Raw genomic sequence first — 15,533 nt, 5'->3', positions numbered from 1 at the left:
AATACACAATAAAAAAAGCGCCTAACGATATCGTTAGGCGCTTTTTTTATTGTGTATTCCATCCTAAAATAAATTTACCAAAAAGGTTTTTTTAACTCTATTTTAGAACGAGACTCACACAATAAGGCTGACAAAACGAGACTAAAACAATCACTTAAAAAATCACTAAGAAAACAATCACTTAAACAGTCTGAGTTTTAATAGTCTCAAGATAGCTTCTGATATTGCTAACGTAGTGCATCGCTTGCCCATAACGGCTGTTCGACGCTCTGTTTTCAGCAAGGTAAGCATAGATATTTGCCCAGCTTTTGTCATCAATACCTTGAGCTCTCAGTTTACGTTGAATGCTTTTTACCGCATTCGGACCCATATTATAGCCAGCAAGGGCAAACCAAATACGGTCAGTTTTGGGTACATCGGCAAAGTCTGACTTCATTTGCTCTAAGTAACGTGCACCACCACCAATGCTTTGATAAGGGTCGACGCGATCTGAGACGCCCATGGCTTTTGCTGTATTGTTGGTTAGCATCATGAGGCCGCGTACCCCAGTCGGAGATACGGCGTTGGCATCAAGATGTGATTCTTGGTAGCCCATAGCAACTAATAGCTCCCAGTCATGGTTGTAATTGCGAGCTTGCTCTTCAAACGAAGACTGATAATCAGGCAGTTTTTCTGTCAGTGTTTTTTGGAAGTGATCCTGACTATAAGCGTCTTTTAACAAGTTCTGATTGTAAAACGCTGCTAGTTTTTGTGTGTTTTGTAGTTTGATGCTATCACACAAGAAGTAACTGGCTTTTTGCGATAGCGGATCATTGGCTGAATTGAAAGTCCAGCTGACCTTGGGATGTAGACCATTTTTGGTCAAGCTTGCATCATAACCGCAGCTGACATTGACAGAAGACAAATTTAGCTGGCTTTTGAGTTGGGTGCTGGCTGTCGTCAACGCCATGTCAGCATTACCTGATTTTACCGCTCTGAGAGCAGCTTTTTCGCTGGCATAGGCTTTTAGGTTGACGTCTACGCCCAGCTCATCAGCATAGGTACGTACCAAGTCATAACCGAAGCCGTGCTGAAAACCGTCCGTCGCAAAATAAGTGCTGTCACCTGGTACAGCGGCAATGGTTAAGGTATTCTCCAGCATGACATGATCATAAGTTGGCACTTGTGAATCCATGGTAGTAAAACTCTCAGCTGGTAAAGAGAGCAGGGCAATACTAGAAACTTGTGCCAGTTTTTTGGTTCTGGCAAAACGACTTGAAGTAACAGGGTTAACGGATGTAACGAGGTTACTTTTAGTGTTCAGTAGGCGTTTAGATGGACGCAGTAAATATGAGATACGGCGTTTGGCCCCTTGCGCAGATACTTTTACACGATAAGTAATACGCTGCATGGATGTCTCCTAGTTTTAGCCATCCTTCTTACCGCAAAAACACGTACAAATATATGACCATAATATTGACATATATCGATATCGCATCTTAAATAAAGTCGCACCTTTTAATAGGAAAAATGCCACTCTATCTTGCTTGACTATAGCGCCACTAGCGTACTCTCTCTAAGAGTTAGTGGGGTAGTTTGTCGTCAGCCAGCTATCGGTGCGTTATCAAAGCGTTCTAAAATAATATTTTATATTTATTTTAAAAACTGGACGCACAACGACGCGAAGGATATAAATCAGATGATTCCTTCATCGATAACTAAATATGGCTAGTGGCCAAACAACTATATGTCAAACACAGGTAAGGTCATGATTAAGTCATTGAGACAACGACATCGTGCAAAATCTTGATGTAATCATTTGCTAATTAAGCAAATACATTCATCTGTTTTTACGATGCTAACTTTAATGGCTGGCTATACCTTGACTCACTAGTAATAGGATAGCTGGCTGTTAAAGTTTTTTGTCCAGCAATAAGGGTAAGTAAAATAACCAAGCTTGATAGTTTGTGTCGCTTTTTATCAAACAGGTAATTTAATACCATCATCGCGACACTAAAAATAAAAAAATACCATGTTGCTAAAATATATAGTGCAAACATAGTATTTCAATGGATAGCAGTTTAAAGCCTTATCACTTGTAGCATGATAAAGTCTCAAATGACTACCAGCATTATTTTAGTGCCATAACCGGAAGCTGTAATAAATGGGAAGTTTCATGACAAAACGTTCTTTCTTCAATTACTAATATGCGGTTATATAGTAGATTATTCAAGTTAAGTTAAGAAAAGAGCGATAAAACTTAACAATTGGACTATAGACGGTAAGAAATGCCCTCATTATTGCTACATTGGTTAAAACTTGATTAACCTACTTAATATTATGGGCTTTCTTACACTATATGTTTCAGTTACTACTGAGGTGGTTTTATAACGGCTGAATTTAATGACTAACTCTAATTGTTAAGCTGGGTTATCGATGTCGATGAAAGTCACTGGTAGTCCAAATTTCTGGGCAACTCTCTCACCTAGCGCTTGAATACCGCCACGTTCGGTTGCATGATGACCACAGGCAAAGTAATCAATACCAAGCTCGCGCGCGATATGCGTGGTACGTTCTGATATCTCACCAGAGACAAACGCATCGCAGCCCATCGTGGCAGCTTGCTCAATCATATCTTGCGCGCCGCCCGTACAAATACCGACACGTTTGATAAGCCTTTTATTCTCTGCCTCTTTACCAGAATTATACTCGGCCGCAATATGTAGCGGTGCACGCCCTAGTGCTTGCGTAATCTTTGCAATGAGACTATCCGCGCTTTGCGGTGTGCAAGTGGCGATGTTGCCAACGGGATGGGATTCGGTAGGATAGAGTGCACCAGTGATGGTCATATCTAGTATGTCAGCAAGTGTTGCGTTGTTGCCAATAACAGGATGTGCATCAAGGGGCAAATGATAGCCAATCATAGAGATACCATGTTGCATCAACTTGCGGATGCGTCGACCTTTCATGCCGATGAGAGGGGCAGGTTCGCCTTTCCAAAAATAACCATGGTGTACCATAATGGCATCGGCATTGTCAGCGATGGCCGCATCAATCAGTGCTTCACATGCTGTCACACCTGTTACGATACTCTGAATCGGTCGTCCGCCATCTACTTGTAGGCCGTTTGGTGCGTAGTCTTTAAAAGCACTGGCAGATAGATAGTCATCACAAAACTGCGTCAATGCTTGCGCGCTGATACTTTTGTTCGAAGGTTCAGATGTCGTATGGTTCTCAGTCATTAGATTTCCTTATTATTATTGCAGGACAACACATTCACTTAAGAGAAAAATACTCAATCGCTCTTTAAGGCATACTTTTGTAGCAGTTATTTTAACATGCTGCTGTAAAAGAGTAGACAAGATGGATAACTGAAATGGTACACGATACGTTACTATTTCACGGCATTGCGGTTATAATTTATACATGTGAGTCTGCCTAGCGGGTCATCAAGCGCTAACCAAGCAATAATATTTCAGAAATTGCAGGCATCTCACTCTGTTTCCCACTGTCCGTTTGCATTAAATTTATAGAGGTTCTATATGTCGTCATCCCAGAACACCAATAACAAGGCATCTTTATTAAAATGGTTGCCATGGGTCTTATTGCTATTAGTATTGGCAGCGTTTATCTGGTTGTTCACGAGTATGAAGTCGACATCGGAGGCCACATGGGAGCCGCCGAGAACCTCAGCGGCTGATCAGCAGGCGTCAGAGCCGGTGGCAGATACGCCAGCACCTATTTCTTCTTATCATAATGCGGTCGCGCGTGCGTCACAGTCTGTGGTCAATATCTATACCACCCAGACGATGGCAGAGCATCCGTATATGGATGATCCTATCCTGCGCCGGTTCTTTGAAGATCATAGTGGGCCTTCCCAAGATCAAGGATCAACCAACTTAGGTTCAGGCGTGATCGTATCAGAGGACGGTTATATCGTAACCAATGCCCATGTAATCGAAAAAGCGGATGAGATCACAGTCGCATTCAACGATGGTCGTAAGAGCCGTGCCAGAATCATTGGTACTGACCCTGATAGTGATTTGGCAGTGATCAAGGTCGATATGACAGGATTGACACCACTTGGCTTCCGCGAAAATCCTATTCGCGTGGGTGATTTGGCATTGGCGATTGGTAACCCGTTTGGTGTCGGTCAGACCGTGACCCAAGGTATTATCTCAGCGACTGGACGTACGGGGCTGGGTGTCAATAAGTTCGAAGATTTCATTCAAACCGATGCCGCGATTAACCCAGGTAACTCAGGTGGTGCGCTGGTCGATGCTCGCGGCGAGTTGGTCGGTATCAATACGGTTATATTCTCGCGCTCTGGTGGCTCGATGGGCATTGGTTTTGCCATTCCAACAGCGCTGGTTGAGCAAGTAATGAATGCTTTGATTAAAGACGGCAAGGTCAGTCGTGGCTGGCTAGGTATAGAGATACAATCGCAGCTACGTGATCCAACGCAGCTTGAAAGCTCAACTGGTGTAGAAGTACTAAACGTCATCGATCAAAGTCCAGCGGCGAAGAGTGGTCTACGTGTCGGCGATATCGTCCTGACAATCGACGGTGTGGAAATGACAGATGCCAATACTTTGATTCAGTACGTTGCTCGCAAAGCGCCAGATACTGAGCTTGATGCACAGATACTACGCCAAGGTAAAAATGCACAAGTAAAAATAATGCTAGAAGAGCGCCCAGCACAAGAACCTATCGAGCGTCCTGTCGTCCTACAAGAGGGAAGCATAGGCGGAATGGAAGAGGGCGAGATGCCCGAGCGAAGCATTCAGAACGATGAAGAAGCGCCCATGATGTCAAAGGCTGAGCGTGATCGTATGCGTGAAGAGCTAATGAAACTGTTTGAACAAGACACCGCAGCACAGTAATTTGTCATAACGATGTGCTGATTCATAATGTGTTTATGAGACAGCACATGCATTTAGCTAATAGACTAAAAAAGCGCGCTATCTTATGTAGATAGCGCGCTTTTTTATGTTTGTTTTGCTCTATTTCTCAATAGGGTCATGATTGATATAGATGACGCCTTGCACACGGCAGCAGCAGGGCAGGATTTCATCTTCGTCAATCATGGCAAGTGGTTCAAACGGATAGTCAATGACGTGTGAGCTGGCGATACGTTTTATCCGGCAGCTGCCACAGTAGCCTTCCTTACATTGATAATTGACGTCGTGTCCAGTGCGCAGCAGTCCATCGAGCAGACTTTCATCATCATGCAAGTAGAATTGCTTTTTACTGGTCATTACCCACGTCATAATTTATCCTATCTTTTTATAATATGGTCAATCCTAAATAAAATAAGTACAATTATTATAACGTGCTACTGGGATAAATTTTACTTGCTTGCTGTGCCTACGCAGACAGAGGCTGCGCAAAACTTATCCCAGCAGCACTACACTTATTCTATAATGAATCGACTATATTAAAAGCTCAATCTTGAAAAACTATCTTCTACAACTCAAAGTCATCAAAATCACTGTCTGATAAGTCTGAGTCAATCTGACCAACCAAGTAAGAGCTGATTTCTGTCTCTTGCGGCGCGACTTGCACATTGTCAGACGACAACCAAGTATTGATCCATGGAATCGGGTTTGATTTAGAGTTCGGGAATACTGATGGCAAGCCAACGGCTTCCATACGCAAGTTGGTGATGAATTCGATATATTGGCAAAGAATGTCTTTATTCAGACCAATCATCGAACCATCTTTGAACAGATAACCTGCCCATTCTTTTTCTTGCTCGGCAGCTTTGCGGAATATCTCGATGCTTTCTTCATAACACTCTGCGGCAATCTCGACCATCTCAGGATCGTCACGGCCATTGCGCATGAGGTTCAGCATATGTTGCGTGCCCGTCAAATGCAGCGCTTCATCACGAGCAATGAGCTTGATGATTTTGGCATTACCTTCCATTAGCTTACGTTCAGCAAAGGCAAACGAGCAGGCAAATGACACATAAAAGCGAATGGCTTCTAAGACGTTGACCGCGACGATACACAGATACATCTGCTTTTTCAGTGATCTCAAATCGACAGTCACTTCCTCGCCATTGACGTTGTGCGTACCAGCACCGTATAAGCTATATAGCTGCGAGTTGCGGTACAGGTCATCGTAATATTGGGCAATGTCAGAGGCACGCTCTAAGATGTGCTCGTTTTGCATAATGTCATCAAATATGATGTTTGGATCATTGACGATATTACGAATGATATGAGTATAGCTGCGCGAGTGAATGGTCTCAGAGAATGACCATGTCTCAATCCACGTCTCAAGCTCAGGAATCGAAACCAATGGCAATAGCACTACGTTTGGGCTACGACCTTGGATAGAGTCGAGTAGAGTCTGGTATTTGAGATTACTCAAAAATATGTGCTGCTCATGCGAGGACAGGTTGCCAAAGTCCATACGGTCTTTTGACACATCAACTTCTTCTGGACGCCAAAAGAACGACAGTTGCTTTTCAATCAATTGCTCAAAGATTGGGTGCTTTTGCTGGTCATAGCGCGCCACGTTGACTGGATTACCAAAGAACATCGGCTCTTTTAGCGCATTGTTTGGCGTTTGAGAAAAAATCGAGTAAGTCATGGGACTGCCTTTATAATTGATACGGTTATTAATTTATAGGGATTTGACTGGGTTTGACTGGATTAGATTACAAGTGCTCTAGTGATATCTGCTCTGGCGTCTGTCCATCATTCATATACGCTTTGAATATCTCGCTCAGCTCCACATCATCCAATGCTTCCAATTCATCGATGGCACTTTTACGCAGCGCACTCAAACCCTCATCATCTGATAATTGCTGTATTTCTTTCTGTACGTCTTTTTTGGTCGCTCTCTTTACTGGTTTTTTGGGTGCTTTTGCGGCGTCTTTCTTTAATACTTCTGGTTTTACTGCTATGCCTTCACCTAATTGCTCACGGACGTCTGCGATGTCGACTTCCACTTGTACGATATGCGAGCCACCATCGTTTAGGTCTGAAAATACGTTTGGGATAAACAAACCACCGTCTTTGATGATTGCGGTATATTGCACATGACCTCCGTCGTTTTTATTGTTTGTGTGTTTCTATATTTCTATGATAGCGCTGGACGATTTTTATGATAAATGTCTCAATATCTTAGCTTCATCATGGCTGGCGCGTCGCAAGATTGTCATATACTTTGTTGTTTTCTCTTTTGCCAACTGCCAATACATAAACCACCACCACATCATCTTTTACGGTATATACCAAACGATACCCTACAGTGCGTAATTTGATTTTATAAGTATCCGTATGTCCCGATAGTTTTGACGCAGGCACATGAGGGTTTGACAATCGCTGCTGTAATTTTTTCTTAAACTGCTGCTGAATATTTGGTGCTATCTTTTTCCACTCTTTTAACGCTAAAGGATGAAACTCAAGATTATAAGTCATCCAACGTTACCTTTATCGGTATCTGCCCGTCATTTAATCGTGCGCTAATGGTTTGGCTCAATGCCATGTCGTCCATCGCTTCCATCATGCGCTCGAATACATCTGTCGAAACTAAGTAAGCCACGGGTTTATTGTGGTTTAAAATAGCAATGGACTCACCATCTGACTGTTTGATCAGTGCCGATGGGTTGGCTTTTAATTCTGAGATACTGGCTGTCTGTGTGGCAAATATTGGTTGCATGACTCATTCTCCGCTAATATTACGCTCTAAATATAGGGCTAATTTTAGCACGAAAATTAGGTCTTATTTGTTACTGTGTTCAATTTAAATATTTTGGGTAGCTAATCCCGCCTACCGCTTGTATCTGCTTAGCCGCTGGCGTGCAGTCTATCGTGTCTGACCGCATTCCTGTTGTCTCGATACTACGTTCAGCCACAGACTGCATCGCCATCGTCGTCAGCAGGATACCGCTATAGTCGGGGCTAAAAAGCCTTGCTAGGGCGTCTTTCTTTTTTCTTAATGACTCTTCCGTTTGGGAATAATTTGTAGGGTGCGCCTTACGCACTTTTATACACAATTTGAATATTATCGGTGCGCTGGGCGCACCCTACATCACTTAATAAGCCAACCATTATCATTTGCAATATTTTCAATCAATTCAAAATATGCGATATCAGGATGTTTCTTGAAACCTTGACCAATACACATCTTAATTTCGCTAATCAAGCCTTCAATCTGTTGCCAATTTAGATAGCCGATAAAGTCTTCAGGCTTACTGTTATTTATATCAAATGACTCTTTAAACAGCATCGGCGGATGATAACGTTTGCAATCATCTGGCGAGTCATGAACAACTTCCATAAATATACAGTAACTTCTATTGTCATCTGCAGTGAATCTTAATTCAAGCGAACCACCATCACGGTAAATTGTTGCATTAGCAGAGCTTTTATAACTTATTGGTGAAGACAGCTGCATTTATATTCAACCTATTTAAACTCTTGAATTTCATTGGTGCGCTGGGCGCACCCTACAACTAGGTTTTTAACCTAGCCTACAACAACCGTTACGATCTAAAGGTAGGTTGGTGTCGAGGGACGACACCCAACGTATTATTCAATTAAAATCGTTGGGTGTCGCAAGCTCCACCCAACCTACGCTCGCTGTGTTAATTTTAAATAGGCGTAGGGTGCATTTAATGCACCTTTTAAATTCAATCGTTGAGCTGGGCGCATCCTACAATACTATACGGTTTCTAACGTGCTAATATCATCTACTTGCTGTGCGTAAATAAATCTATCACGGTTACTAAATATTTTCTGGTTTAAATCTATGACTTGTTCTTCTTCTATATTATCGAAAGTTACAAAGGAGTCTGAGAGAAATACTTCATTAGCATTGTCACTGCTCAGGCTGTAATAATCGACCGCTGTTTTCGTGAAATCATCATCGTAAGTGTTGGGAGCTAGTTCAATCATAATCTTAGGAGATATGGGGAGCTGAATTAAAAAACCATTCTCATTAATTCTTTGATTGAAACAAGGGTCGTCTGAAGTTATAAAATTGATATTAGAGGTATTACTATAAATTTTTATTGTGTAAAGTTGTTTGAAAATTGAAAGATAAACCCTTTCTTGAAAGCACTGGGTAAATATCAACCAAAAAGTTTTATACTGTTCGTTGTTGAAATTAGCTTCTCGAAAAACTTCTGACTCTTCAGTGATAGAAATCAGGTGTTTTATTTTCTTTGGAGTCTTCATATACTGAAATACAATAAAATGTACCAAATAACTATAGTCATTAAGCGATAACATATTAATTGACTTTGAAGTCAACTTTTCTAATACTTGACTAAATAAACTTTCTTGTCTGGAAAGTCTTTCTTCGACTATATTAGTTGAAAACTCTTTTTCAATACTATTTAGTTCGTCTATTGTGTCTAAATCCTTTGGATTTACAAATTTGAAGCCATTGCTAAAGATGCTTTGTGCTTCTAATATATATTTAAAGCTAAGCTTATAAATGGATGTTTTTTTGAGTTCCCAATCTTCTAAGTACTTATCAAGCAATTCATACTGTTTATTGGTAAGGGTGGCTAACTTATACAAATCTCTTTGAAAGCCAATAGATTCTGATTTAGAGGAAATTTTTTTATGTCCATCCCAAACAATGATTTTTTCATTACTGTCATACCAGTTCCTTAAATAAAACTGGCTGACAAAATGATGTTTTCTTTTTAAGTTCATTCGCTTTCTACAGGAATAGTACAACTCATTAATTCGATTTCAAGCAAGTATTTAAACGATAGCAAACAGCGGATTTAAAAACTTAAGCCCGCCATCCATCAATAGCTTAAATCTTACATGCACCACCAGCACAATCATCTTCCATATCCGCTTGGGCATCGTTCGCACCATCACGAGTGTTATGGTAATACAACGTCTTTACACCCATTTTATAAGCGTTTAGCAAGTCTTTTAGCAATATCTTCATCGGTACACGGCCACCAGCATAACGAACAGGATCATAGTTGGTGTTGGCAGAGATACTTTGATCGACGAACTTCTGCATAACAGCGACCAGCTTTAGATAACCGTCATTGTTTGGCATTTGCCATAGTAGCTCGTACTGATCTTTTAGCGTCGTAATCTCAGGCACGACCTGCTTTAGGATGCCATCTTTTGATGCTTTGATAGAGACCAGACCACGTGGTGGCTCGATACCGTTGGTCGCGTTGGCGATCTGACTAGAGGTCTCAGACGGCATCAAGGCGGTTAGAGTAGAGTTGCGCAGACCGTGCTCAGTGATCTCGCCACGTAGCGTCTCCCAATCGAGATGTAACGGCTCTTGGCAGATTTTGTCCAAGTCGGCTTTGTACGTATCAATTGGCAAGATGCCTTGTGAATATGTAGTCTCATTGAACGCAGGGCAAGCGCCTTGCTCTTTTGCCAATTTGTTTGACGCTTTCAAAAGATAGAATTGCAATGCTTCAAACGTTTGATGCGTCAGACCCAATGCTGAGTCGTCTGAATAGCGTACGCCATTCTTCGCAAGGTAATAAGCATAGTTAATCACGCCCACACCGAGCGTACGGCGACGCATGCTGCCGTTTTGAGCGGCTTTTACTGGATAGTCTTGATAGTCGAGCAGGGCATCAAGCGCACGGACGATTAGCTCGGCTGGCTCTTCGATGTCGCTGACGTTTTCGACTTTACCCAAATTGACTGCTGATAGCGTACATAGGGCGATTTCGCCTTCTTCGTCATTGATGTTATCAAGTGGCTTGGTCGGTAGCGCAATTTCCATACATAGGTTTGACTGGCGAATCGGCGCAACCGTCGCGTCAAATGGGCTATGCGTGTTGCAATGATCGACGTTTTGGATATAGATACGACCAGTACTGGCGCGCTCTTGCATCATTAGGCTGAACAAGTCTGCTGCTGGGATTTGACGGCTACGAATAGCAGGGTCATTTTCGTACTTGGTGTATAACTCTTCGAATTTGTCTTGATCTTCAAAGAACACATCATACAAGCCCGGAGTATCGCCTGGTGAGAATAGCGAGATGTCTTGACCTTTGATGAGGCGCGTGTACATCGTTTTGTTTAACTGGACACCGTAATCCATATGACGGACACGGTTGTCTTCGACGCCGCGGTTGTTTTTCAGTACCAGTAACGACTCAACTTCTAAATGCCATAATGGGTAAAATAGAGTCGCTGCACCGCCACGGACGCCGCCTTGTGAGCAGCATTTAACGGCCGTTTGGAACAGTTTGTAGAATGGGATACAGCCAGTATGTTGTGCTTCGCCGCCACGGATAGGGCTACCAAGGGCGCGGATACGACCCGCGTTGATGCCGATACCAGCACGCTGTGACACATAGCGTACGATGGCGCTAGTGGTGGCGTTGATTGAGTCTAAGCTATCGCCACATTCGATCAATACGCACGAGCTAAACTGGCGCGATGACGTACGCACACCAGACATGATAGGCGTTGGTAGTGAGATTTTGAATTCTGAAGTCGCATCATAGAAACGCTTCACGTAGTTCATACGCTCTGATTTTTCGTAACGGCTGAACAAGCACATACCAACCAGCATGTACAAGAACTGTGGGCTTTCAAAGACGGTTTTGCTCACGCGATCTTGGACGAGGTATTTGCCTGCCATTTGCTCAACGGCTGCATACGCAAGGTTCATATCGCGCCAGTGATCGAGATACGCTTCTAACTCGTCAAATTCAGCACGGCTATAGTCAGCTAGGATATGCTCATCATATTTGCCAGCATCAGTTAGGGTTGTAACGTGATCGAATAGATGTGGCGGCGTGAATCTATTGTAAGCAATCTTACGCAGATGGAAGATAGCCAAACGAGCCGCTAGATATTGATAATCAGGCGTCGTTTCAGAGATAAGGTCGGCGGCAGATTTGATGATGGTCTCGTGAATGTCACGAGTCTTGATACCTTCATAAAACTGGATGTGCGACTTTAGCTCAACTTGCGACACAGACACGTTGTCCAAGCCGTGAGCGGCCCACGCTATCACCTTGTGAATTTTGTCTAAATCAATAGGCTCTAAACGTCCATCACGTTTGGTTACTTGGATTTTGTCAATATGTGTCATGCTGGCCTCTATTTTGATTGCTTATTGTGATGCTGCGCGCTGAATCGGCGGCAGACATTCTTTATAACGCTACGATGCTGGGTTGCGATAGCCAGTTTTTTTAGGCAAAAAACTACCGCTACTCATAATGATGATTAAAATCACTGAGTACTACATATAGCGTGTTTGTTAATTGGTAGGCACAATATAGCGGGAAAATTTTGAAAATACTATATTGATTTTAGACTAAAACTATGTTGCTGCGAGGTTGTAGACGGTCCAGATTTGGGCAAAGGACGATGGGATAAGGGTTAGACGCAAATGCGCTCATCATAAATTTTTTGTAAAAATATCGTGGTGGTTTGATTTTTATTTTATCGGTTATTGTCGACTGATGATAGTGATCAGAGCGGCAATAATGCGGGCGCAGATTGTACACCAAACCATAAAAAATCGCCACCCGTATGTTATCAATAGTGAGTGACGATTTGGACGGAAAAGGGGGTTTTTTTCTAAACACCCATTACCTGTTTATACGACCATGCGAACCGTTTTTGCATCGTCAAGTGACGCATAAAGTGTATTCACTTGATCGGCTGCTGTGAGGTATAAATTGACACGCGCTGAATGAAAGCGACCCGTTTTCGACGGCTTGACTTCTATCGAGGCCAAATCAAAATCAGGGAACTGGCTACCGAGGATGAGCTTCACTTCATTAAGTAAGCTTTCATGCTCACCTTCATGACCAATGATACTCAAAGGGTAGTTCATTGGAAAATCCCACAGCTCTGGATTTTGAATGTCGGTTTTTTTGCCTTTTAAGACACCTTCATTGGGTGTCAGATCCGTCATGGTGACGTCTTTGGTGTTTTGGTTGCTGCTTTGGTTGGTGCTTTGATTATCAGTATCTTTTGAATTATCACTCATGATATTTGCCTCGTTTTTTTAAATATGAGCTATAGTTGAATTCAAATAATTTCGATACAAGTAAACCGAGCGCAAGTTATACATTAGTATGCTTAGCGCGGATGACGATGTAGCGGATTTATATGGATTTGACTATATTTGGATAAGAGCTTTATTGCCCATTTATAGTGGCACTAAGCCTATTATTCAAGTCCTGTGATAGCGACGACAGTACATTAGGGTATGTCGAACCTTCGGCTACGGTACGGACAGGGTACTGATAGCGACCGCTTATCTTTTATAACCACAAACCGCCACATAATCCCCACGGTCATAACCTTCGATGACCTCTTGTACCTTAACATTGGCATACATTGGATGGGTCAATAAGGTCTGCGCATACTCAAAATCGACGAAACCATTGGCTTGCATCAGCGCGATTTTTTCATCTGAGGTGCGCCAATTGGCTGATTTTACCAGTTCAATAGGATAAGGGTCAGCAGGGGAGATGTGCGCAAGTAGCGGATGCTCCCAAGTGCCTAACGAGCTGGCCAAATTGTATAAGCTGGCAAAGCCGCTCTCTTTTGGTACATCGATCAGAATCAATTTGCCGCCAGTTTTTAGAGCGTTAAAGGCTTTTTTAATACAGGCATCTAAATCGCTGATATAGCTGACACTGCCGTTGAACATAATAATGTCAAACTTATTGGGCTCAATCTCGCAAGTTTCAGCAGGGCTGATATCTACTTGCAATCCGCGCTTTTCGGCGACGGCGGCCATGTCTTTAGAAGGCTCGATACCATATTTGATATGGATATCATAATCTTTTGCTAGTAGTGATTCAAATAATCCGCTACCACAACCGATAGACAATATCTCACTGTTTTTATCTAAGAAATGGGCAACTAATTTTAGCTCACTAGTCAGTAAGTTTTGATTGTCAAAAAACCAGCTATCGTACGCGCTTGCGTGTTCATCAAATGCTGCCATGGTGTCTCTCCTTGAGGATTTTTTATTGTATCGTTAATCCACTATAAAAGAGTGACAGTGTTAACCTCGCTTAAAGTATTACTCATACATCTGCACTCGGTTGCCTTATCACTCTTTTAAATTGAATCAACTATATTGAATAGTACGTGAAGTTAAATTTGCTATAAAAATACGAGTTATGACAGATCTAATGCTTGCTGCCAAAAATTCACTTCCATCCGTGAAGCAGTATTAAATAACTGTTGGAACTTGTCTGCTTGAGCAGGGCTAGCATGTGCCAGTAGTTCATTGATCTGCTCTTCGTTCTGCGCAGTAATCGCTTGAAACGCATCACTAGCAAATACATCAATCCATGGTTGATAGGGATTGCCCGTGATGAACTCTTCGGCTTTGATGCGTTTGCCAATTTCACCATAACCCATCAAGCAAGGGGCAATAGCGGCATACAGCTCAGCCAGTGAGCCTGACAGGGCAGCGTCTAATATATAGCGGCTATAGGCGATAGTTACGGTAGATTCAGGCGCATTCTCGACGGTTTCAAGCGCTATGCCCCATTGGTGGCAGAAGTCCAAATACATGCCAATTTCCATATCGAGCATGGCATTGATGCCTGCTTGACCGACGCGCATTTGCGCCAGCGTGTCGCTTTTATACACGCTCAACGCCATCACTCGAGTATAGTGGATCAAATATAAATAGTCTTGGACGAGGTAGTGGCGGAAGCTGTCAGGGGCGAGCGTACCTGCCGCTAGCTGCTTGACAAAGTCGTGCTGAATATAATCATCCCAAGTTGGACAATGGTGACGTAGCGTTTGGTAATTCATAGTGTTCACTTACTTTTATCAATGTGAGTAAGCAGATGGTAGACGAACTCATGCATTATTAGCAAGGGATGTACCAAGTATAGTGGCATCATACATTTGGACAGCTAGGTTTTCAATTGCTGATGCGACTTACGGTAAGTAGCCATTGATAGGCGCGATATCAGGTGGGATATCCGTGTCTCCTAATGCTTCTCGCAGATTGATTTCGATTGTGTGTGATAAGGCAGTCAGGGGTAGTTGGTTAGCTGCCAAGCCAAAAGGTTCTTCTAGCTCTTCGCTAAGGGCATCAAAACCAAAGAAGGTATAAGCGATCACAGCAGAAATCAACGGAGTGGCCCAACCGAGTGAGGCCACCAAGCCAAAAGGCAACAGGATGCAATACAGATAGATTGAAGCCGTGCATTATACAATAGCGTGAAAACTATATGGCTAAACGACTCAAAAGCGCCTTACATTTTTCTCTTAAGGTGTCTCTGAGCAGTCTGACCGCAGGGGTTATCGATTGCCTACTTGGGCAGATGAGCCAAAGCTCACTTGGCTTTGCTTGATAGTCGGTTATGATATGAATCAGCTTGCCTTCTGATATGTCACTCGAAACATCCAAGCAGGATTTTACAGCGAGTCCTTTTCCTTCGACACACCAGCGCCTGACCAGATCACCATCGTTAGAGGCTCGATTGCTACTCATTCTTATTTTATAAACTTGCTTGTTTTTAGGGCATGTCCTCATTTTAAAAATGAGGATAAAAGTGAGATAAATTGCAGTCAAACAAGGAAAATAGCGCAGATAAT

17 protein-coding genes are annotated in these 15,533 nt (G+C 42.7%); 1 reads left to right on the top strand and 16 read right to left on the bottom strand.

Features of this window, described 5'->3' with window-relative positions; all coding sequences use genetic code 11:
- Positions 1-181: 181 nt before the first annotated feature.
- Positions 182-1,390: a transglycosylase SLT domain-containing protein gene (locus RH96_RS06470; RefSeq protein WP_010198789.1), complete on the bottom strand. Its 1,209-nt coding sequence runs from the start codon at positions 1,388-1,390 to the stop codon at positions 182-184.
- Positions 1,391-2,399: 1,009 nt separating this feature from the next.
- On the bottom strand, positions 2,400-3,221 hold the full coding sequence (locus RH96_RS06460; protein WP_010198785.1) for a Nif3-like dinuclear metal center hexameric protein: 822 nt from the start codon (positions 3,219-3,221) through the stop codon (positions 2,400-2,402).
- Between the two features lie 300 nt (positions 3,222-3,521).
- On the opposite strand from RH96_RS06460, the gene RH96_RS06455 reads away from it, so the two are divergent.
- Positions 3,522-4,862, top strand: coding sequence for a S1C family serine protease (locus RH96_RS06455; RefSeq protein ID WP_010198783.1), 1,341 nt, complete (start codon positions 3,522-3,524; stop codon positions 4,860-4,862).
- Positions 4,863-4,982: 120 nt separating this feature from the next.
- On the opposite strand, the gene yfaE is transcribed toward RH96_RS06455, so the two are convergent.
- The 14 genes from yfaE to RH96_RS06390 all read right to left on the bottom strand — a co-directional run.
- The gene (gene yfaE / locus RH96_RS06450) at positions 4,983-5,249 is read right to left on the bottom strand and encodes a class I ribonucleotide reductase maintenance protein YfaE (protein WP_010198781.1); all 267 of its coding nucleotides are present in this window, start codon (positions 5,247-5,249) and stop codon (positions 4,983-4,985) included.
- Positions 5,250-5,445: 196 nt separating this feature from the next.
- Complete coding sequence (gene nrdB, locus RH96_RS06445) at positions 5,446-6,579, bottom strand: class Ia ribonucleoside-diphosphate reductase subunit beta (protein ID WP_010198779.1); 1,134 nt, start codon at positions 6,577-6,579, stop codon at positions 5,446-5,448.
- 67 nt (positions 6,580-6,646) lie between these two features.
- A complete protein-coding gene (locus RH96_RS06440; RefSeq protein ID WP_010198777.1) occupies positions 6,647-7,030 on the bottom strand; it encodes a hypothetical protein in 384 nt (127 codons plus the stop codon).
- Between the two features lie 94 nt (positions 7,031-7,124).
- The gene (locus RH96_RS06435) at positions 7,125-7,412 is read right to left on the bottom strand and encodes a type II toxin-antitoxin system RelE family toxin (RefSeq protein WP_010198775.1); all 288 of its coding nucleotides are present in this window, start codon (positions 7,410-7,412) and stop codon (positions 7,125-7,127) included.
- The gene (locus RH96_RS06430) at positions 7,402-7,653 is read right to left on the bottom strand and encodes a type II toxin-antitoxin system Phd/YefM family antitoxin (RefSeq protein WP_010198768.1); all 252 of its coding nucleotides are present in this window, start codon (positions 7,651-7,653) and stop codon (positions 7,402-7,404) included. The genes RH96_RS06435 and RH96_RS06430 overlap by 11 nt, the downstream gene beginning before the upstream one ends.
- A gap of 79 nt (positions 7,654-7,732) precedes the next feature.
- Positions 7,733-7,978, bottom strand: coding sequence for a hypothetical protein (locus RH96_RS14955; protein WP_141629702.1), 246 nt, complete (start codon positions 7,976-7,978; stop codon positions 7,733-7,735).
- A 47-nt stretch (positions 7,979-8,025) separates the two neighbouring features.
- Positions 8,026-8,391 carry a hypothetical protein gene (locus RH96_RS06425; protein ID WP_010198766.1) on the bottom strand — a complete coding sequence of 122 codons (366 nt, stop codon included), beginning with the start codon at positions 8,389-8,391 and terminating at the stop codon, positions 8,026-8,028.
- A gap of 266 nt (positions 8,392-8,657) precedes the next feature.
- Positions 8,658-9,659, bottom strand: coding sequence for a DUF4238 domain-containing protein (locus RH96_RS06420; protein WP_010198764.1), 1,002 nt, complete (start codon positions 9,657-9,659; stop codon positions 8,658-8,660).
- A 106-nt stretch (positions 9,660-9,765) separates the two neighbouring features.
- Positions 9,766-12,042: a class 1a ribonucleoside-diphosphate reductase subunit alpha gene (gene nrdA, locus RH96_RS06415; protein WP_010198756.1), complete on the bottom strand. Its 2,277-nt coding sequence runs from the start codon at positions 12,040-12,042 to the stop codon at positions 9,766-9,768.
- A 510-nt stretch (positions 12,043-12,552) separates the two neighbouring features.
- Positions 12,553-12,873 carry a YbeD family protein gene (locus RH96_RS06410; RefSeq protein ID WP_051000722.1) on the bottom strand — a complete coding sequence of 107 codons (321 nt, stop codon included), beginning with the start codon at positions 12,871-12,873 and terminating at the stop codon, positions 12,553-12,555.
- 345 nt (positions 12,874-13,218) lie between these two features.
- Entirely contained in the window at positions 13,219-13,917 is a 699-nt protein-coding gene (locus RH96_RS06405; protein ID WP_010198752.1) for a class I SAM-dependent DNA methyltransferase, read from the bottom strand.
- 176 nt (positions 13,918-14,093) lie between these two features.
- Positions 14,094-14,741: a thiaminase II gene (gene tenA, locus RH96_RS06400; protein ID WP_010198749.1), complete on the bottom strand. Its 648-nt coding sequence runs from the start codon at positions 14,739-14,741 to the stop codon at positions 14,094-14,096.
- 129 nt (positions 14,742-14,870) lie between these two features.
- Positions 14,871-15,125 (bottom strand): bestrophin family ion channel, encoded by a 255-nt coding sequence (locus RH96_RS06395; RefSeq protein ID WP_227500952.1) that lies wholly within the window; start codon positions 15,123-15,125, stop codon positions 14,871-14,873.
- Between the two features lie 37 nt (positions 15,126-15,162).
- Positions 15,163-15,533: LysR substrate-binding domain-containing protein (locus RH96_RS06390; RefSeq protein ID WP_010198745.1), on the bottom strand; the 371-nt coding region annotated here is incomplete at its 5' end.

The organism is Psychrobacter sp. PAMC 21119, assembly GCF_000247495.1.
Taxonomy (GTDB): domain Bacteria; phylum Pseudomonadota; class Gammaproteobacteria; order Pseudomonadales; family Moraxellaceae; genus Psychrobacter; species Psychrobacter glaciei.
This window is presented reverse-complemented; position numbering and strand designations above follow the sequence as displayed.